This is a genomic window from Flavobacterium frigidum, from assembly GCF_048286735.1.
Lineage (GTDB): Bacteria > Bacteroidota > Bacteroidia > Flavobacteriales > Flavobacteriaceae > Flavobacterium.
Genome location: NZ_JBLVPU010000030.1, coordinates 1 through 19930 on the forward strand (window position 1 = coordinate 1; position 19930 = coordinate 19930).

Here is a 19930-nt window from a genome sequence, read left to right on the forward strand (position 1 = left end):
GAATAATGTTTTTCCAATACTAATTTTACGCATTCGAGCTTAAACGCATAATCATACTTGACTTTTCTTTCCATAAAAATACCCCCAAATAGTGTCTAACTTTTTGGGGGCAGTCTATTTTATTTCACCGCTTTTTTTATATTCCTATTTCGACTTGAAAACGCAAATACCAATTGTTCTTTGTACTTCCATCAAAATAATTTAAAGTATCAAAAGTCAATTCACTTTGTAATTTAAAAGTATGTTCCCAAATATATTTGGTTACACCAACAGTATATTGTTTAGAATTTGGAGCCAAAGCCCTAATATCCTCTCCTACTTTTTGAGTAGAATACCTAGCGATAATTTCATAGTTTGAAGGAAAATTATAACTCAACTGATGGTCAAATCCATTCCCTACAAATGCATAATTTGATTGTGAGCTATCGATTGGATTTACCGTAACAGCATTGCTAGAAGTAGTTCTGGACATGTAACTCGACATGGCAGCCCAACCATTATATTTTAGCATAGCATCTAGCAAAACTGATTTCATAGTGCGTTGATCAAACAAATCATTACCCAATTGCCCTTGCGTTCTTTTGGCATGATTATTCTGCTGAAAAGCTCCTGAGAGCATCAGTTTTGGCTTATTTTCTCTTACAATATCTCCTTCAAAATAGGTCCCGTCCCTAGAGAAAGCTCCAAAAGGCAACAACTCTACTTTTCCTGTTATTGCAACGCCAGCATCTGCATTTCCTGTAATATTACGACCTTCACCAGTTGAAATTGCAGTTTTGAAATTATAGGAAAATTTGTCTTTAAACTCGTTCATGTTATGCACTTGAAAACCAAAATCCCTATCTATTGTAAATCTGGCATTATTAATCGAGCGATCCGTTAACTGAAGACCGCCTGAAGAATTCACACGCTGGCGGTTTCCGGGTAATTTGGTTTGACCAAAACTGATATTCCAATGTTTATTAGGTCTGTAAAAAACTACTGCATCCCGAATAATATTTATGTTTTCGCCTTCTCTAAACTCACCCACATCGCCAGGAGCAAATGATAACTGGATCGCATACAATAACTTTGGAGTTCCTACATATCCGTCTAATCGTAAACGTAGGCGTCTGATTTGTCCATCATAGCTGCCATCCTCGCCTTCATTCACTAGATAAGTAACTCTGTTTTGCATTCGGAAACGAATATTTAATTGGTATAAACTGTCCGGAGACGTTATGCCAATTCCTTTACCAAAGCTATAATAAGGAAGTGCAGATAATTTTAAGTCATTATCTTGTTTATTTTGTTTTATAGTAACTTGAGCATTGCTAGCAATACTAAGCAAAAAAACATAAAATAAAATGATTTTTTTCATTGTGAAATTGTATCTAAGTGCTGCAAATGTAAAATAAAATTTGATTTATAAATGCGGTTTAAATAGTGATTGCTACCTTTGCAAAAAAAAGGAACATGTCAAACATTTATATAGGGTATCACTTTACTATCACTCCAAAAGGGACAAGCAATAGCGAAGAGGCAAAGCAATTAGGATCAGAAATACTAATTGCTGAATTAGGGGAAAAAGCATTTGAAAGTTTTACCGAAACGGAAACTGGAATTTCAGCTTTTGTACAAAAGGATTTATGGGATGAAACTATTTTAGAGGACATACATATTTTACAATCAGAAGAATTTAAGATTGATTATACATTCGAAGAAATCGAGCAAGTAAATTGGAACGAAGAATGGGAGAAGAATTTTGAGGCGATTGATGTAGATGGGAATTGTCATGTTCGCGCCCCTTTTCACCCTAAAACTGATGCCGAATTTGATATTGTTATCGAACCAAAAATGAGTTTTGGTACAGGACATCACGAGACAACTCATATGATGATTCAACATTTACTGGAGATAGATGTTACTGGAATGAAAACACTAGATATGGGATGCGGAACTGCCATTTTAGCAATACTTGCCGAGATGAAAGGAGCACAACCCATTGACGCAATTGATATTGATAATTGGTGTTATCTGAATTCAATTGAAAATGCACAACGCAATAATTGTAAACACATTACAGTTTATGAAGGTGAAGCAGCATTATTAGAAGGTAAAAAATACGATCTAATTATTGCTAACATCAATAGAAATATATTATTGAATGATATGCAAAGCTATGTAGAATGTCTCAACCCAAACGGAACATTACTTTTGAGTGGTTTCTACCAAGAAGACATTCCTTTTATTGATGCATCATGTATTGAAAAGGGTTTAACTTATGTTAAAAAACTGGAAAGAAACAATTGGGTATCTTTAAAATACGTAAATTAGTAATACAAATTTTCATTAACTACGAAAGTACAAAAACCTACAAAATGAGTACTAAAGAAAAAGTAAGAGAAAGAGTAAGTATTAAAGAAGCTATAAGTTTAGACAATGAAATAGTTGTTTACAACGATGATGTAAATACTTTTGATCATGTTATTGAAACTTTGATTCGCGTTTGTAATCACACCCCAGAGCAAGCAGAACAATGTTCTTTAATTGTTCATTATAATGGGAAGTGTACCGTAAAAACGGGTCCATACGATAAATTAAAACCACAATGCACTCAATTATTAGAGGCTGGGATTAATGCAGAAATTATATAATACATTATAGATACTTCCTAAAACAAATCCATGTAAATAATTCAAAAACAACCTCTTTTATTCTATATTTGAGTAAAAGAATGTTTTTATGGAAGAGTATGGTGAAATTTTAGTTTTTGTAATGCCCGTCTTTTTGATATTGATTATTATCGAAAAACTATACGGGCATTACAAAGGCGAAGATACTGCTCCAAACATGGATGCAGTTTCTAGCGTGAGCTCTGGAATGGTAAATTCTCTAAAAGATGTCTTGGGACTGAGTATCACACTGATTTCGTATGATTGGATTGCCTCTAAGATTGCTCTATTCGAATTAGAAGCAACTGTATTAACCTATCTTATAGGATTTATTGCTATTGATTTTTATGGGTATTGGAGTCACCGCTTATCGCATCAAATCAATTTTTTGTGGAACAAACACGCGATTCATCACAGCAGTGAAGAATTTAATCTTGCGTGTGGTTTGCGCCAACCGATTTCAAGTTTTGTTAATCTTTTTACTTTTTTATTAATTCCGGCAGCATTATTGGGCGTTCCCGCCAAAGTCATAGCAATAACACTTCCTATTCATTTATTTTTACAATTTTGGTATCATACCAAGCATATAAAAAAAATTGGTTTCCTAGAAAATATTCTGGTTTCTCCCTCGCATCACCGTGTGCATCATGCTCTCAATCCTGAGTATATGGACAAAAACCATTCGCAAATATTTATTTTTTGGGATAAACTTTTTGGTACTTTCCAAGCGGAATTAGATTCGGTTCCTCCTGTTTTTGGAATTACCAGACCAGCTAGAACATGGAATCCCATTCGGATTAATTTTCAACATTTATCATTGCTAATTTCCGATGCTTGGCGAGCAGAAAAATGGCAAGATAAATTCACTATTTGGTTTAAACCAACAGGCTGGCGCCCAGAAAATTTTGAAGAAAAATATCCAGTCAACAAAATTAAAGATGTGTATAATTTTGAAAAATACAGTGCACAACATTCTAACAAACTGATGTATTGGTCCCTTTTTCAAGCTATTGTAACATTACTACTCATTAGTTATTTGTACAATTCCATAGCATTAATAGGATTGCCAAATATTTTCATTTACGGTGCCTTTATTTTTCTAACGGTTTATAGTTACACTGAATTAATGGATACCTGAAAAATCTCTGTGTTCTGAGAAAGCACTCGATTTGTGTTTGGAATTGGCCTGCTTTTGTATTTCGGAGATTGGTTTGGAATGAATCAACTCTTTTCGTTTGCTAGTATTATTATTGCTAGTTATCTCATTTTATCATTGGTAGTGACTATCTATTTTGTTAGCACAAATTTTGAAAAAGAGACCTTAATTGTAGCTTAAACACATATAGAAAATGAAAAGCAATACTATTCTTAAAATTTTTATCGGTTTCTGTTTAGTTTATCTTCTACTAATTCTTTTAGGGAAAGATGAAATTACTTGGTTTTTAAAACCATTCCTATTGCCTTTCCTACTGCTGGCAGTTCATTTTCATCAAAAATTTAGTACCAAAAATATATTATTAGCTGCTTTAACGATGTCTTGGATTGGAGATATTATTTTACTGTTTGCGGATAAAGGAGAATTGTATTTCATTGCAGGACTGATTGCTTTTCTAATTTCACATGTGTGCTACATTATACTATTTAGCAAGCAGTTAAAGGTTTATTTAAAGAAGAGTAAGTTCCTTTATTGGGTAGGAGTTACAGCAATCACGATGTACCTTATTGTGATGATGCTCGTTTTATTACCAAGTTTGGGCGACCTAAAAACACCTGTTTTTGTGTATGCGCTAACAATTTCGATTATGTTATTATTTGCGTTCAAAGGGTACCTGAATTGGCACCGACCTTCTAACGGTCATATCTTAATTGGAGCTATTGTATTTGTTGCCTCAGATAGCATTTTGGCCTTTGATAAATTTTATGCACCCTTACAACACAGCGCACTGTTGATTATGACTACTTATCTGGTTGCACAATTTTTAATTGTTGTTGGCATTTTAGAGTTGAATAAAAAAAGTAGCATTCCCGTTTGAAAATGCTACTTTTTGTACTTTAAATTATTAATGAGGCAATTTACTTTTCAATAATCCATAGAGATATGTTCCTAAAAGTGCTCCAAAAAGAACAATCAATACAGTCCAAAAACCAGCTCCTAATAAAATAAAGATAGGTCCCGGACAAGAACCGACTAAAGCCCAACCCAATCCAAAAATCAATCCCCCAATCCAGTATCGAGCAGATCCTTTTTCTTTATCTGGAATTGCTATTGCGTTGCCTTTTATGTCTTTTATATTGTTTCGTTTTATGATTTGGATTCCAATAACACCCGTAAAAATGGCCACACCTATAATACCATACATGTGAAAGGATTGAAACAGGAACATTTCATAAATGCGATACCAAGAAACGGCTTCGGATTTAGTAAGTACGATTCCGAAAATGAAACCGACAAGTAAATATTTTAGTATGTTTTTCATGTTTGATCGTTTAAATTCTATAATATTTCAAAAAATGGAGTGCTAATTAACTATTAATGGCAATAAAAAATGCGCCATTATCAGTCCGCCAATAAAAAAGCCAATCACGGCTTTTAATGATGGCAGTTGCAAATTACTTAATCCTGAAATCGCGTGACCCGAAGTACAACCACCTGCATAACGAGAACCGAAACCAATTAAGATTCCGCCAATTAAAAGAATAAGAATACTTTTAGGCGATGTTAAAATAGCTGTTCCAAAAAGTGCATCTGGCATTAGTTTCCCATTAGGAGCTTCAATACCGAATTGGGCTAATTGTGCAATAGTTTTAGGATTAATGTCCACATTTGAAGCATCACTCATAAAATGAACGGCAACAAACCCGCCTATCATAGCACCCAAAACAACCACTAAGTTCCAACGCTGTGCTTTCCAATCAAAATCGAAAAAAGCAACACGTTTTCCCAAGCCTGCCATAGAACAAAGCGAACGCAAATTAGAAGACATTCCGAACGCTTTTCCGAAATAGGTAAGTGCCAGCATGATCAAACCAATTAAAAAACCAGAAACGTACCAAGACCACGTTTGAAAAATTATTTCCATACTATTATTTTTGTGTAAAGATAAGAAGCATTTTATGAGATACCTTCCATTATTTAAAAATCAGAAAAAATGGGATTAATTCATCTAAGTATAAAGCAAAGGTTTAAAGTTCTGTTTATATTTGTACCGCTGTAACATACCACATCATCTGTGAATTATATCCTTTTAAAACGCATCTAAATCATGAAAAAATCAATTCTTTATATTACCATGCTATTGAGTATTACTGCTTGTACAAGTACAAAATCTACTTTACAAAATACCGATGATAATGCTCCTGATCTTTTACTATCTACTAACAATACTTTTGTAATACAACAATATAGTACTGACAAAAAGTATGGGTACGACAAAGATTATCCTGTTAATATTTTTTTTAATAATACAGCAAACGAAACCATAAATCAAGAACGCTTTTTGAATGCTTTGGCTGGGCCAAAAGGTGAAAAAATAAGTTTCACAAAACTCGAAAGCTGTTGTCCGTTCCCTACTAAAAGGAGTGAGATGGGCGCAGGATTTTTAGACGTTTATGAATTGAAGTGGAACGGTCAAAAAAAACCTACGCTACTTTACTTAAATATTTATGAAAAAGGAATTTTGATGGTTCCGGTTGGTCTTACAGTAAAAAAGTAGGATTTGTTGACGGAAGCTCTAGCCCTGATAGCAGTGGAAATCCTTTTCCTTTTTTTTAAAAGGAAAAGATTGTAACGAATAGCAGGAAATAGCTCCCAAAAAAAATAAAATTAAAAAGTAACTCGTAAATCCTAACTATCTTTGCACTTTTAAAAAACAACACATTATGAACATACACGATATTCCTTTAATCAAGCACACTGAAAGCGGTAATTTTTTCCTATTGGCAGGCCCTTGCGCTATTGAAGGCGAAGAAATGGCAATGCGAATTGCTGAAAAATTAGTGGGTATTACTGATGCTTTACAAATACCTTTTGTTTTTAAAGGATCTTTCAAAAAAGCAAACCGTTCTAGAATTGATAGTTTTTCAGGAATTGGTGACGAAAAGGCATTAAAAATTTTGAGAAAAGTGTCGGAGGCTTTTGGTGTTCCAACCGTTACTGATATTCATACCAATGAAGATGCTGCAATGGCTGCTCAATATGTTGATGTATTGCAAATTCCTGCTTTTTTAGTACGTCAAACTGATTTAGTAGTGGCTGCTGCCAATACTGGAAAAGTTGTCAACTTAAAAAAAGGTCAATTTATGAGTCCTGAAAGCATGAAACATGCCGTTCAGAAAGTGTTGGATTGCAATAATACAAATGTAATGGTGACTGATAGAGGCACAATGTTTGGATATCAAGACATGATTGTTGATTTTAGAGGAATTCCAACCATGCAACAATACGCATCAACGGTGCTGGATGTAACGCACTCCTTGCAGCAACCCAACCAAACGGCTGGTATCACAGGCGGAAGACCAGACATGATTGAAACCATTGCTAAAGCAGGAATTGCTGTAGGTGTGGATGGTATTTTTATCGAAACCCATTTTGATCCAGCTAATGCCAAAAGTGACGGTGCCAACATGCTTCATTTAGATTATTTCGAAGGGTTGATGACCAAATTAGTAGCTATTAGACAAACTGTAAATAAATTTTAACTAGATAAAGAGTCCATTGAAAAATAAACTATTATATGCAGCATTTTTTGCGTTTGGGTTAATAAATACTGTAAGTGCACAAGGAGATATTAAGATTCAAGATAAATACACTGCTCACAATAAAGGAAAATTCTTTGTTTCTTGGGGAGGAAATAGAGATAGTTATACCAAGTCAGATTTGACTTTTAAAGGTAAAGACTACAACTTTACTTTAGACAATGTTGCATCACATGATAAGCCAAAAGGTTGGCATGTAGACTACATTAATCCTGCTAAAATGACTATTCCCCAAACTAATTTTAAATTGGGGTATTTTATTAATGATCATTACAGCATCGCTTTAGGTGCAGACCATATGAAATATGTTGTAACACAAGATCAAACTGCCAATATTACGGGTACAATTGCGGGTGGTACTCCATATGATGGAGTTTACAATAATTCGCCAATTGTACTTACAGAAGAGTTTTTAAGATTCGAACATACAGATGGTTTGAATTATGTAAATACTGAATTTTCAAGACATGATGATATTTCTTTCTTGTTCAAAATTAAAAATACAGATAAGATCCAAGTAAATTTATCGGAAGGCGTTGGTGCGGGATTTTTATACCCAAAAACCAATTCTACATTATTAGGAAAAGACCGCCATGATGATTATAATATTGCTGGTTATGGAACATCCTTAAAAGCAGGTTTAGATATTACGTTTTTTAAATACTTTTACATTCAAGGAGAGTTAAAAGGAGGTTACATCAACATGCAAAACATCAGAACTACAAACAGTTCAGAGGATAGTGCGGCTCAAGACTTTTTCTTCTTTCAACGTATTATTTCTTTTGGGGGAAAATTCAGGATTTAATTTTTTTTTAAAATACATAAAATGAGGCTATTGTAACATGAAGGCCTTTTTTGTTTAACTACATTTAAATTAAAATTTGTATTTATTTTTTGACATTAATTGGTATTTAAAAGCTAAATTTGATTTTAGAGTCCAATGCTAATAGACTATAAATCATAAATTATTATTTAAATAGTTATTTTCTCAAATGACACAAAACAAAATTAATCCAGATCCAGAGGGTATTTATCACTTTGATAATTTCTTTAATATATCCGCTGATTTTATTTGTATTGCTGGATTTGATGGTTATTTCAAAAGAATAAATCCTGCTGTTTCTAAAGCGTTAGGGTACACCGAAGAGGAATTATACGCGCGACCAATAAGCAGTTTTGTGTACCAACCCGATCTAAAAATTACCATTGAAACGAGGGAACAAGTATACAAAAATAATCCACTGTTAAACTTTGAAAATCGCTATGTTACAAAAACGGGGGAGATTATTTGGCTATCATGGACCTCCATGCCTATGGAATCTGAAAAATTGGTTTATGCTATTGCTAAAAATATTACTCACAGTAAACGAGTGGAAGAAGAACGAAATTTATTATTATCCAATCTGACACAAATTAATAAAGAACTCACAGTATTATCCCATAAGGCATCCCATGATTTAAAATCTCCAATAAACAATATGCTTTCGGTTTTTAATCTCATTGATGTTTCTAAAATCATTGATCCAGAAACATTAGAATTAGTTAACCTTCTAAAGTTGACAAGTGAGAATTTAAAAAACACTTTGAATGACTCTATTGACCAATTGATTGAAAATGAAAATATAAATACTCAAATTGAAACCATCAATTTACAAGAATCACTTGATGAAGTTCTAATTTCCATTAATTCACTTGTTCATGATTCAAAAGCAATTATTAAAGTAAGTTTTGACGCTTTTGAAGTTATTGACTTTAACAAAGCGTATATGAAAAGTATTTTTTTGAATTTGGTCACTAATTCAATAAAATATGCTAAAGCAGATAGTCCACCTATGATCGACATCCAATCAAAAGTAACGGATGGCATTCACCAGCTCATTTTTTCTGATCAAGGTTTAGGTTTTGATTTGGATAAAGTAAAAAATAAGCTTTTTGGGTTGTATGAGAAGTTTCATGATAATCAAGAAAGCACTGGTATCGGATTGTATTTAGTGTACAATCATATTACCAGTTTGGGAGGTCGCATTGCAGTCGAGAGTAAAATAAATGAAGGTGCTACATTCACAATTTCTTTTAGATATTAAAAAAAATATAAATGTAACACCTTGTAAAATTGAGAATCTTTATTTTATAATTCCATTTTGATCTATCAAATACATCAAAGAAGCCATAGTTGCTGCTCCCAATTCTAATTCTCTTTTATTAACTGCATCAAAAGTATCATTAGCCGCGTGATGATAATCAAAATATCGCTGTGAATCAGGCTGTAACCCAACTTTTACAATAGAATTAGATTTTAACGGCCCAATATCTACTCCAGAGTGTCCTTTTACAAATTTGTGAATTAAGTAGGGTTCAAATAAAGAAGCCCAGCTACTAATTTTATTAAAATTGGCTTCGTCAGCTTCGATTGAAAAACCCCTTGGTGAAAAACCACCCGAGTCACTTTCTAAAGCAAAAATATGGTTTTCTTTATTTTTGTTAGACTGATTTTCATACTCTTTTCCGCCACGCACGCCGTTTTCTTCGTTCATAAACAACACGACACGTATTGTGTTTTTTGGCTTGTAGCCCATGTTTTTAAAAATATTTAATACTTCCATACTTTGCACACATCCCGTTCCATCGTCATGAGATCCGTCTCCTAAATCCCAAGAATCAAGATGACCACCCACAACCATTATTCGCTCTGGATACTCCGTTCCTGTTAATTCTCCAACAACATTATAGGACAATACATCATCATAGGTTTGACACGATTGTTTTAAATAAAAAGTAGCATTAGGATTTGTCTTTAAACTTTTACTCAAAAGTTCCGCACCATTTGTACTAATAGCAGCTGCCGGAATTCGTTGACTAATAGCAATATCTCCATAATTAGTAGCGCCAGTATGTGGCAGATCATCTAAACGCAAATTCATCGACCGTACGATTACTGCCAAAGCACCAAGTTTTCCTGCCTCTTTAGCACCTGATGATCTTTGATCTACACAACTGCTGTAGGCTTTAAAGGTTTCGACAAATTCTGGATTCATAGGTCTATTAAAAAAAATAATATTTCCTTTGACTTTTGCTTCGCCTAGCGCCGTTAATTCTTCTAAACTCTTCACTTCAATAACAGTTGCTTTAATACCCGTTTTATGGGTTGCTACTGAACCTCCAAGCGCACAAATCGGAAATGTCATTTTTTGTTTTCCCATTTGTAAATATCCAATTTCTTTCTCGCCTCTCACCCACTTTGGCACCATCACTTCCTGCAAATAGACTTTATCTAATCCCAGCGTTTCCAATTGTGCTTTAGTGTATAAAACTGCTTTTTCAGCTCCGGTTGAACCCGATAATCGAGAACCAATCGTATTGGACAAATGCTCCAACCAAGGATAACATTTTGCATTGGTTAAGGAAGATTTATAAATTTCTTTTAAGGCTAGCTCATCTTTTGTTTGTGCGAATGTGGTGAGGCCACCAATAAAAAGTGCGACTAAAAGAATTGATTTTTTCATAATTTAAACAGTAATAATTAGGTTTTCTAGGTTTCAGTAGATTGAGCAATTTCGTGATTCCTTGCGAATATTTGACAATCCTTCACAAAAAAATTATGCGTTTTTTAAATGCAAAATCACTAGTTGCTATTTTATGCATTTGTTAATAATTCAAAAACCTGATTGGCAATTTCGATTTCCTCATTGGTAGGAATAACCAATATTTTAGTCTTAGAATCATCGGTGTTGATTTCTCTAATTGCTTTCGAACGAATTTCATTTCTGGATGCATCCAGTTCAATTCCGAAATACTCCATATCCGTGCAAACTAATTTCCGAATATAAGTCGAATTTTCTCCAATTCCTGCTGTAAAAATAATAGCGTCCAAGCCATTTAAAACAGCCGCGTAAGAACCAATATATTTCTTTATTCGATACGCATTCATGGCTAAAGCCAATTGACAATCGGCATTCCCATTTTCCGCATTAGCCTCAATATCTCTTAAATCGCTGTAGCCAGTAAGTCCCAGCATGCCGCTTTGTTTTTGTAACATGGTATTGACAGCTTCAAGGGAATACCCCAACGTATTAACTAGATAAAAAATCACAGATTGATCTACATCACCGCTTCTGGTTCCCATAATCAATCCGTTCATTGGACCAAAACCCAACGTATGATCGATACTTTTTCCATCTTTTATTGCGGTCATACTGCAACCATTCCCCAAATGTATGGTAATGATTTTAGCGCCATTATTATTATTTGCATTTTGCTTTAGATATTGAATCGCATTTTCTGAAACATATTTGTGACTTGTTCCATGAAAACCATAAACACGAATCTTATTTTCAGTCAAAAGGTAATTGGGTACCGCATATTTGTGTGCCACAATTGGAATCGTTTGGTGAAAAGCCGTATCAAAAACAGCAACTTGTTTTGCTAAACTGAAAATTTCCTCGGCAACATTTATTCCTTCTAAATTAGCAGGATTATGCAAAGGTGCCAAATCAAAAAGCTGTCTGATTTTATCTTTTACTTCACTCGTTATGGTTACCGTATTTGAAAAAGCGCTTCCGCCATGTACCACACGATGCCCAACAGCTTCAATTTCATCCGTACTTTTTATAACACCCAATTTTTCATCCATCAAAAGTTGTGCGATTTTTTCTAACCCAATTTTATGGTTAGCAATAGGCAAGGTTTCTTCTAACTTAGTAGTAGCCGTTACATACGTTAGATTCGAAGTTTCCAATCCTATTCTATCAATCATTCCCGAACAAATAACTTCATTCGACGGCATGTTGATTAATTGGTATTTTATGGAGGAACTCCCCGAGTTTATAATTACTATTTTCATTTTTTTTTAAGATTCTAAGGTACTAAGTTGCTAATTTTTTTTGCTAAAGGCTCAAAGAAGCAAAATTGATAATTAATAATTCACAATTCATAATTGATTTATAATCCTTGTGCTTGAATCGCCGTAATCACGACTGTGTTTATAATATCATCAACGGTACAACCGCGGCTTAAATCATTAACCGGCTTGTTCAATCCTTGTAACATCGGACCAATTGCTAAGGCACCCGTTTCTCTTTGTACTGCTTTATAGGTATTATTTCCTGTATTTAAATCCGGAAAAATCAAAACACTGGCTTGTCCGGCGACTTCTGAATTTGGCATTTTACTTTTTCCAACAGCCATATCAACCGCAGCATCATATTGAATAGGGCCTTCAATTTTTAAATCGGGGCGTTTTTGTCGCACTATTTCAGTTGCAGTTCTTACTTTATCGACTTCATCTCCTTTTCCTGACGAACCAGATGAATACGAAAGCATGGCAATTTTTGGTTCAATACCAAAAGCCAAACTAGAATCGGCAGAGGAAATTGCTATTTCTGCTAATTGCTCCGCAGTAGGATTTGGATTAATAGCACAATCTCCAAAAACCGAAACTCTGTCCTCTAAACACATAAAAAATACAGAGGATACCACTGATGAATTCGGTTTTGTTTTAATGAACTGCAAGGCAGGCAAAATAGTGTGTTGCGTAGTATGAGCCGCTCCAGAAACCATTCCGTCAGCGTGGTCTTTGTACACCATCATTGTTCCAAAATAGGAAACGTCCTCCATTAAATCCTTAGCCATCCCTATGGTTACATTTTTTGCTTTTCGCAACTCATAATAGGTATTTACATACTCATCATAATGCTCCGATTCTATCGGATTTATGATTTGTATTTTAGAAAAATCTAAAGCAAGTCCCAGCTCTGCAACTTTACTTTCTATTTGTTTCTTGTTGCCAATGATCGAAATATCAACCACATCCATTTCAATTAAGCGGGCTGCAGCCATAATAATTCTATCGTCATTTCCTTCTGGCAATACGATATGTTTACGGTGTTTTCTGGCTCTTTTAACCAAATTATATTGAAACATTTTTGGCGTCATTCCTTCAGCTTCAAAAGTGATCAGCTTTTCAGCCAAGTTGTCTAAGTCTACATATTTTTCGAAAGTAGTAATCGAAATTTCAATCTTCTGTTTGTTATTCGCGTAAATTTTAGATTTTATGGATCCTATTTTATTGGTAATATAATACGTCCCTTCTTCGACGGCAATAATTGGAACTATAGGAGAAAGTCCTTCGATCAACTTTAAAATGCTAATCTCCGGCAAAATATTTCCTGTTAGAACAATTCCAGAAATAGTAGGATAATTTAAAGATTCATTGGCTTGCAAGGCACCTAGAATAATATCGGCTCGATCACCAGGAGTAATCACGAGACTATTCTCTTTTAAATGCAACAAATAATTACACAATTGCATGGCACCCACACTAAAATTTCCGGTTTGATTGTTCAAGTGAGCCGATCCAAATAAAACTTTGGCATCCAACTCTTTTACAATTTCCTGTACCGTCGGATTGTTTAGATTATGAATTAAAGGAATCGAATTTACTAATATGCTTTTCGGCAAGCTTTTCTTTAAACCGTTTGTTACTAATTCTATATTCTCAGGTTGCACTTTATTAGCAATCACGGCCAAAACTTCTACATCTTTTACTTTGAATGAATCGTAGGCAAGATAAAGACTATCGAGTAATTCCTCCAATGTTTTCCCTACTCCAGAGCCAACAATAATAGTTGGGATTCCTAGATTTTTAGCAATCAGTACATTCATATCTAACTCGATGACTGTACCTTCTCCTGTAAAACTAGTTCCTTCAACCAAAACAAAGTCGAAACGTTCTTCCAATTTTTTATATTTTTCAATAATTAAATCGAGAACCTCTCCTATTTTTCCCTTATTTTTCTTTTTAATTAATTTACTTTTAGTAATGGCGTACGCATCTTCAAACTCGATGTCCATTCCAAAATGTCCTATCACGGTTTCTATATGATTGTCAAAACCTCCTTCTTCAAAATCTTCAATAATGGGTCTAAAATAACCTACTTTGGCCATTTTACCAATAAGCATACTCATCAATCCCAACGTAATAATTGACTTTCCACTATTTTGCTCGCTTGTTGCAATGTATATGGCCTTGTTCATTTTTTTAATTTTTTAATTTAATTCAAAATCAATTGACTGTATTCTTCATTACTTTCAAAACCAACGGCGTTTTTTAAAATAAATAATCATTCCAATCACTATTAAAAACATGGCCCCCATAACGGTATGATAGCCATAATGACGTTTGAGTTCTGGCATGTAATCAAAATTCATTCCGTACACACCTACTATAAACGTGAGCGGAATAAATATTGCCGATACAATGGTAAGCGTTTTCATAATCTCATTCATCTTATGAGTTTGCGCCGAAAAAAAGAAATTAGACGCACTTTCTAAGGAACTCATATCAGATTCAATTTGTTCCAATAACTCTAAAGTCTTTTGATGCAATCGCGCAAAAAAACTGAACGTATCGGTTTCTACAGCGTTAAAAATACTATCATCTTTGATGCTTTTGATATCATACAACGAATCCCGCAACGGAATTATAGAACGCTTTAAGAAATTAAAATTATCTCTGTGCTTTTCTATGCGCTCCAAAATAACAGGATCTGGATTTTGCTTCGTAAGATTGATTAATTCCTCTACTTTATCTTCTTCGTTCTCAATTGTAACGTAAAAATTTTCTATGATAGCGTCTAGTAGAATGTACAATAAATAATCCGCTTTTTTGGTTCTTACTAGTCCAGAATGCGTTCTGATGCGCTCTCGGATATGCGTAAAAAAATCACTTCTTTTTTCCTGAAAAGAAATTAGAATTCCATCTTTTAACAAAAAGCTAATTTGTTCTACACTTATATTATCCGAATACTCTGATGGTAAAAGGGATTTTATATTAAAAAACAAAAAATCATGAGACTCTTCCAGTTTAGTTCTTCTTGTGGTATTTAAAATATCTGCCAAAATGAAATTATCGATTTCGAAATAATGACCAATTGATTTTAACCATTCCACATTATTTAAACCGTGAATATTAATCCAATTTGTTTTATGAACATCAATATATTTATCTAAATCTGAAACCTTAAAATCCTCAAATTCAATGAGATTTAAATCATCATAAACAAATAATTGCAACTCTGATTCCTTACTTTTATGAACACCAGTATATTCTAAAGAATAGGGTTGCATTTTTTTCCCTTTCTTGTATTTTATTTTTCTCATGCCAACACATTTATCTAGTAATATTACGAAAAATTTTGAAAAAAATTGTTTTCAATTGCTATTGATGCATTCAAAATTTGTAAAAAAGACAAACTTTCTACTGCCTAAAAATAAAGGTACGTGTAAATAATAACTCCTTAACTTATTAAAGTATTTTGGTATTGAAACAAAACTGTTCAAAATTGTTAAAAAGTATTAATTCTTTAAAATTAGACCGCAAAATGACGTTAATATGAAATTATATGAATAAATTTGGTTTAAAGTCGTAACGTATCGCAATTACGATCGACAAAGTATTATTAACAAATTATAAACTGAATAAACGAATTAACTAAATGGTAAAAAAAAAACTAACTCTAATTATTACCTGTTTGCTATTTTGTTTTGCGCAAGGCACATTTGCACAAAGTAAAAAAAAGAGAAGAGCAGACAAAAATGCTCCAGCTAAAGTAGAAGCTAAAGCACCCGAATCTAAAGACGGGAAAAAAGAACCAAAACCGTACAAAAAAGTTATTGATTCTACCGCAGTAACACAAAAAGGATTAATTGACATTCATAAAATCAATGACAAATATCTTTTTGAAATTCCTGACTCCCTTTTAGGAAGTGAAATAATGACTATTACCCGATATTCTAAAACTCCAGCAGGAGGAGGAATTTTTGGAGGAGAAGAAATAAACAGACAAGTTGTTCGTTGGGAAAAAGGATTAAACAACAACATTCTCTTAAGATCTGTTACTTATGTTATCATGTCGCCAGATACTGATAAACCAATGGCTCAAGCAGTTAAAAATTCTACCTCAGACCCAATTATTGGAAACTATGATATTTTAGCTTTCAAAAAAGATTCGACTGGAAAGAATAATACGGGTTACGTAATCGATTTAACGAGTACTTTTGATGGTGATATTCAGACTTTTTCATTAGATCCAATTAAAAAACAGTTACTAAACATAGTAGCTTTTCAAAAAGACAAATCATTTCTTTCTAAAATTAGCAGTTATCCTATTAACACTGAAATTAGAAGCGTAAAAACATTTACAACCACACCGCCTCGTATTTCAGTAACGCCAACACCACAAATTGGAGTTAATTTACCGTCTGCATTAGATGCTGGAGTAGTAACTGTGGAGTTGAATACCTCCATGATTTTACTGCCAAAAACTCCAATGCGCAAAAGAGAGTTTGATGCACGTGTAGGTTATTTTGCAAATGAATACGGCGTTTTTGAAGAAGAATCTCAGAAATCAGAAACTAAAGTTTTTGCTGTTAGATGGCGTTTGGAACCAAAATCAATTGAAGATGCTCAAAAACAAAAAAAAGGAGAATTAATTGAACCTTTAAAGCCAATTGTATATTACATCGATCCTGCGACTCCAGAAAAATGGAAAAAATTCATCAAACAAGGTATTGATGATTGGCAAATCGCCTTTGAAGCAGCTGGATGGAAAAATGCTATCCGTGGTGAATACTGGCCAGAAAACGACCCAACGATGAGTCTAGAAGATGCTCGTTTCTCTGTCTTGAGATATTTTGCAGCTGAAATTCAAAATGCATACGGACCTAATGTTCATGACCCAAGAAGTGGCGAAATTTTAGAAAGCCATATCGGTTGGTACCACAACATCATGAGTTTATTAAGAAATTGGTATTTGATTCAAACTGCGGCGGTAGATCCAGCTGCGCGTACTAAAAAGTTTGATGATAAACTAATGGGAGAATTGATTCGTTTCGTTTCCTCACACGAGGTGGGACATACTTTAGGACTACGTCATAATATGGGAGCGAGTTCTGCAACGCCTGTTGAAAAATTAAGAGATAAAGACTACCAAGCTAAAAATGGACATACTTCCTCTATTATGGATTATGCCCGTTTTAATTATGTAGCACAACCAGAGGATGACGTAACTACATTATTTCCTAGAATTGGAGATTATGACAAATGGGCTATCAAATGGGGGTATTCTTATTTTGACGAAGCTAAAACGGAAACGGAAGAAAAAACGAAGTTGAATGAAATGACCAAAGAAGCGTACAAAAATAATCGCTTGTGGTTTGGTACCGAGTCTAGTCCTTATGATCCGAGATACCAAACAGAAGATATTGGCGATAACGCAATGAGAGCTTCTGAGTACGGAATTAAAAATTTAAAAAGAATTTTGCCTAATTTATTGGACTGGACCAAAGAAAACGGAGAAAGTTATGCTGAGTTAGATGAATTGTATGGCGCTCTTACAGGACAATTTAGAAGATATATGGGACATGTTACTAAAAATGTGGGTGGGATTTATGATTCTCCTAAAACATATGACATGACTGGAAATCAATTTGAGGTAGTGCCAAGAGCGATACAAAAAGATGCTGTTTTATTCTTGAATACTCAATTATTCAATACACCAAAGTGGTTATTGGATCAAAATGTACTTTCAAAAATAAACCCCGATAATGGAGTTGAAGCTATCAAAGGAATGCAAGATGCAACCTTATCAAGTTTATTAGCTGGTGACAGAATGGTTCGCCTTATTGAAACTTCTTCCATGAATAAAAGTAACTATACTGTTGATGAATTGGTTAGTGATCTTAAGAATGGAATTTTTTCTGAATTAAGTGGAAGTACTTCTATTGATGTATTCCGCAGAAATATTCAAAAGATATATGTTGATAAAATGATTGAACTACTAAAACCTGGCACAACTGTAGTAAGATCAGTTCCTGTTGGTGTAACGTATGGTTTTACAACACGAAGAGTAAATTTAGCACAAACTGACTTGCCTTCTATTGCAAGAGGTCAATTGAATAGTTTAAAAAATGAGATGAAATTAGCCTCAACCAGAATGACAGATCGAATGAGTAAATACCACTTACAAGATTTAATTTCTAGAATTGGAGATGCTTTAAATCCTAAATAAATCCCAAACCAAACTAGATTGAAAAGGGAAAATGTGTAACAACATTTTCCCTTTTTTTTTTGAAATAAACCACTAAAATAAATTTTAATCACAGCGACAGATTCGCAGATTTAGAGTTTCATTAATCAGGTACATGGATTATTGGACATCTAAACACTTTGTTTTCAATATTGATAAAATAGGCACTCTATCATTCTTGCTATTTGTCCCGCTGGAAGCGTCTCAATCATGTTGCTTTTTTCTGAACTGACCATAATAAAAGCCTGATTAAAAGAACAATAAAAAATGTAAAGTATGTTAAGCACTAAATGTAAATAGTTTGCTTTATTTATATGTAAACTTTAAACAATCCAACAATATTAATTAACCTTTAAGTCATCTAAGCATTGAACCTTAAATAGTCTTATTTTTAGCTGAATAACATACTATCAGCACAAATAAATTGTCAACTCACATGACTTATATCTTGAAAAATGCGAGTTTGTTTCATTCTTATTGCTTAGTGACCCCTACCTAATAAGACTCTACTTTTATAAATGTACTAAAGTAATTAAAATCTCTATAAAATTATATCTTACTTTAAGCCACAAAAAAAACCGAACTATCACTAATTCGGTTTTAAAATTATTATAAAAAGTAATTAGTCTTTAGAAGATTTCACTGCTAAAGTATAAATTACTAATCCAAATCCAATTTTGTTAATTGCATCTGCAATGTTGTAAGCTACATCAATGTTACCTGCTGGAATTAATCCGTTGTACCATCCAGTAGTTCCCATCATGTATCCTAATGGGTAAATTGCCCATCCTACAAGTACGAACCAACATAAAATTTTGTGTGCTTTTTGTACTTCTCCACCAGCTGCAGCAGCTAATTTTGATGCTTCTCCTAACCATATTTCATACACGATCAAGAAATAAGCAGCTCCAGACAAAGCTCCCCACAATGCAGCACTTTCTGGTGCAACTACTTCACCAAAGTAACCAGTAACTAACATGATTACTGAATAAATAATCATTTTCCATAGTAATGATTGTTTCGCTCCAGCAACTTTTAGTATTAGGTAAAACTCTAAACACATTAATGGCACTGTTAGCACCCAGTCAACGTAACGAAAGAATGTTGGAGACTCACCAAATGAAGCCCAATAATCTCTCATGTAGAAATAATGTACTGCGGCAATAAAGGTAATTAAACCTGAAACTAAAACTGAAGTACGCCACTTTTTATCAAACTGGCTTAAGGATAAAAAGAAAAACGCCGATGCGGCCATCATAGCCATACAGCCTACAAAAAAAGTAAACCCTACGTAATCGGTTGGGGATAATTTCCCGATTAATCCTGAAATGAACATAAAATTTGTCATAATTAAAAAATTTTAAATGGTTTTGTTTAATCAAATATAGTAAAAGCTAAACGATAAAAAAATATTTTTGTTTATTTTTTTTTACCTAT

17 protein-coding genes are annotated in these 19930 nt (G+C 33.6%); 9 read left to right on the plus strand and 8 right to left on the minus strand.

Annotated elements, in window-relative coordinates:
• Positions 1-136 precede the first annotated feature (136 nt).
• Positions 137-1360, minus strand: coding sequence for a porin (locus ACNQGO_RS14390; RefSeq protein WP_417985698.1), 1224 nt, complete (start codon positions 1358-1360; stop codon positions 137-139).
• 95 nt (positions 1361-1455) lie between these two features.
• Between ACNQGO_RS14390 and prmA the strand changes: the two genes are divergently transcribed.
• From prmA to ACNQGO_RS14410, 4 genes are all read left to right on the plus strand, one after another.
• Positions 1456-2316, plus strand: coding sequence for a 50S ribosomal protein L11 methyltransferase (gene prmA, locus ACNQGO_RS14395; RefSeq protein ID WP_417985699.1), 861 nt, complete (start codon positions 1456-1458; stop codon positions 2314-2316).
• Between the two features lie 44 nt (positions 2317-2360).
• Positions 2361-2636 carry an ATP-dependent Clp protease adaptor ClpS gene (locus ACNQGO_RS14400; RefSeq protein ID WP_417943339.1) on the plus strand — a complete coding sequence of 92 codons (276 nt, stop codon included), beginning with the start codon at positions 2361-2363 and terminating at the stop codon, positions 2634-2636.
• Positions 2637-2724: 88 nt separating this feature from the next.
• Positions 2725-3792, plus strand: coding sequence for a sterol desaturase family protein (locus ACNQGO_RS14405; protein ID WP_417985700.1), 1068 nt, complete (start codon positions 2725-2727; stop codon positions 3790-3792).
• A 211-nt stretch (positions 3793-4003) separates the two neighbouring features.
• Positions 4004-4687 carry a lysoplasmalogenase gene (locus ACNQGO_RS14410; protein ID WP_417985701.1) on the plus strand — a complete coding sequence of 228 codons (684 nt, stop codon included), beginning with the start codon at positions 4004-4006 and terminating at the stop codon, positions 4685-4687.
• 27 nt (positions 4688-4714) lie between these two features.
• Here ACNQGO_RS14410 and ACNQGO_RS14415 read toward each other — a convergent pair whose 3' ends face one another.
• Together ACNQGO_RS14415 and ACNQGO_RS14420 are read right to left on the minus strand one after the other, a co-directional pair.
• Positions 4715-5131, minus strand: a complete 417-nt coding sequence (locus ACNQGO_RS14415) for a DUF6691 family protein (RefSeq protein ID WP_417985702.1) — start codon at positions 5129-5131, stop codon at positions 4715-4717.
• A gap of 42 nt (positions 5132-5173) precedes the next feature.
• Positions 5174-5734, minus strand: coding sequence for a YeeE/YedE family protein (locus ACNQGO_RS14420; RefSeq protein WP_417985703.1), 561 nt, complete (start codon positions 5732-5734; stop codon positions 5174-5176).
• A 183-nt stretch (positions 5735-5917) separates the two neighbouring features.
• On the opposite strand from ACNQGO_RS14420, the gene ACNQGO_RS14425 reads away from it, so the two are divergent.
• From ACNQGO_RS14425 to ACNQGO_RS14440, 4 genes are all read left to right on the plus strand, one after another.
• Entirely contained in the window at positions 5918-6367 is a 450-nt protein-coding gene (locus tag ACNQGO_RS14425) for a 2-dehydro-3-deoxyphosphooctonate aldolase (RefSeq protein WP_417985704.1), read from the plus strand.
• 166 nt (positions 6368-6533) lie between these two features.
• Positions 6534-7352: a 3-deoxy-8-phosphooctulonate synthase gene (kdsA, locus tag ACNQGO_RS14430; RefSeq protein ID WP_417985705.1), complete on the plus strand. Its 819-nt coding sequence runs from the start codon at positions 6534-6536 to the stop codon at positions 7350-7352.
• A 16-nt stretch (positions 7353-7368) separates the two neighbouring features.
• Entirely contained in the window at positions 7369-8214 is an 846-nt protein-coding gene (locus ACNQGO_RS14435) for a hypothetical protein (protein WP_417947791.1), read from the plus strand.
• 187 nt (positions 8215-8401) lie between these two features.
• Positions 8402-9493 carry a PAS domain-containing sensor histidine kinase gene (locus ACNQGO_RS14440; protein WP_417985706.1) on the plus strand — a complete coding sequence of 364 codons (1092 nt, stop codon included), beginning with the start codon at positions 8402-8404 and terminating at the stop codon, positions 9491-9493.
• Positions 9494-9532: 39 nt separating this feature from the next.
• Here the strand turns inward: ACNQGO_RS14440 and ACNQGO_RS14445 are convergent, their stop codons facing one another.
• The 4 genes from ACNQGO_RS14445 to corA all read right to left on the minus strand — a co-directional run bounded on the left by ACNQGO_RS14445 (position 9533) and on the right by corA (position 15566).
• On the minus strand, positions 9533-10912 hold the full coding sequence (locus tag ACNQGO_RS14445; protein ID WP_417985707.1) for a M28 family peptidase: 1380 nt from the start codon (positions 10910-10912) through the stop codon (positions 9533-9535).
• A gap of 131 nt (positions 10913-11043) precedes the next feature.
• Positions 11044-12249 carry an acetate/propionate family kinase gene (locus tag ACNQGO_RS14450; protein ID WP_417985708.1) on the minus strand — a complete coding sequence of 402 codons (1206 nt, stop codon included), beginning with the start codon at positions 12247-12249 and terminating at the stop codon, positions 11044-11046.
• A gap of 98 nt (positions 12250-12347) precedes the next feature.
• Positions 12348-14441 (minus strand): phosphate acetyltransferase, encoded by a 2094-nt coding sequence (gene pta / locus ACNQGO_RS14455; protein ID WP_417971855.1) that lies wholly within the window; start codon positions 14439-14441, stop codon positions 12348-12350.
• Positions 14442-14495: 54 nt separating this feature from the next.
• On the minus strand, positions 14496-15566 hold the full coding sequence (gene corA, locus ACNQGO_RS14460) for a magnesium/cobalt transporter CorA (RefSeq protein WP_417985709.1): 1071 nt from the start codon (positions 15564-15566) through the stop codon (positions 14496-14498).
• Between the two features lie 335 nt (positions 15567-15901).
• On the opposite strand from corA, the gene ACNQGO_RS14465 reads away from it, so the two are divergent.
• On the plus strand, positions 15902-18475 hold the full coding sequence (locus ACNQGO_RS14465) for a zinc-dependent metalloprotease (protein ID WP_417985710.1): 2574 nt from the start codon (positions 15902-15904) through the stop codon (positions 18473-18475).
• Between the two features lie 640 nt (positions 18476-19115).
• Here the strand turns inward: ACNQGO_RS14465 and ACNQGO_RS14470 are convergent.
• The gene (locus ACNQGO_RS14470) at positions 19116-19841 is read right to left on the minus strand and encodes a bacteriorhodopsin-like (protein ID WP_417943353.1); all 726 of its coding nucleotides are present in this window, start codon (positions 19839-19841) and stop codon (positions 19116-19118) included.
• Between the last annotated feature and the right edge of the window lie 89 nt (positions 19842-19930).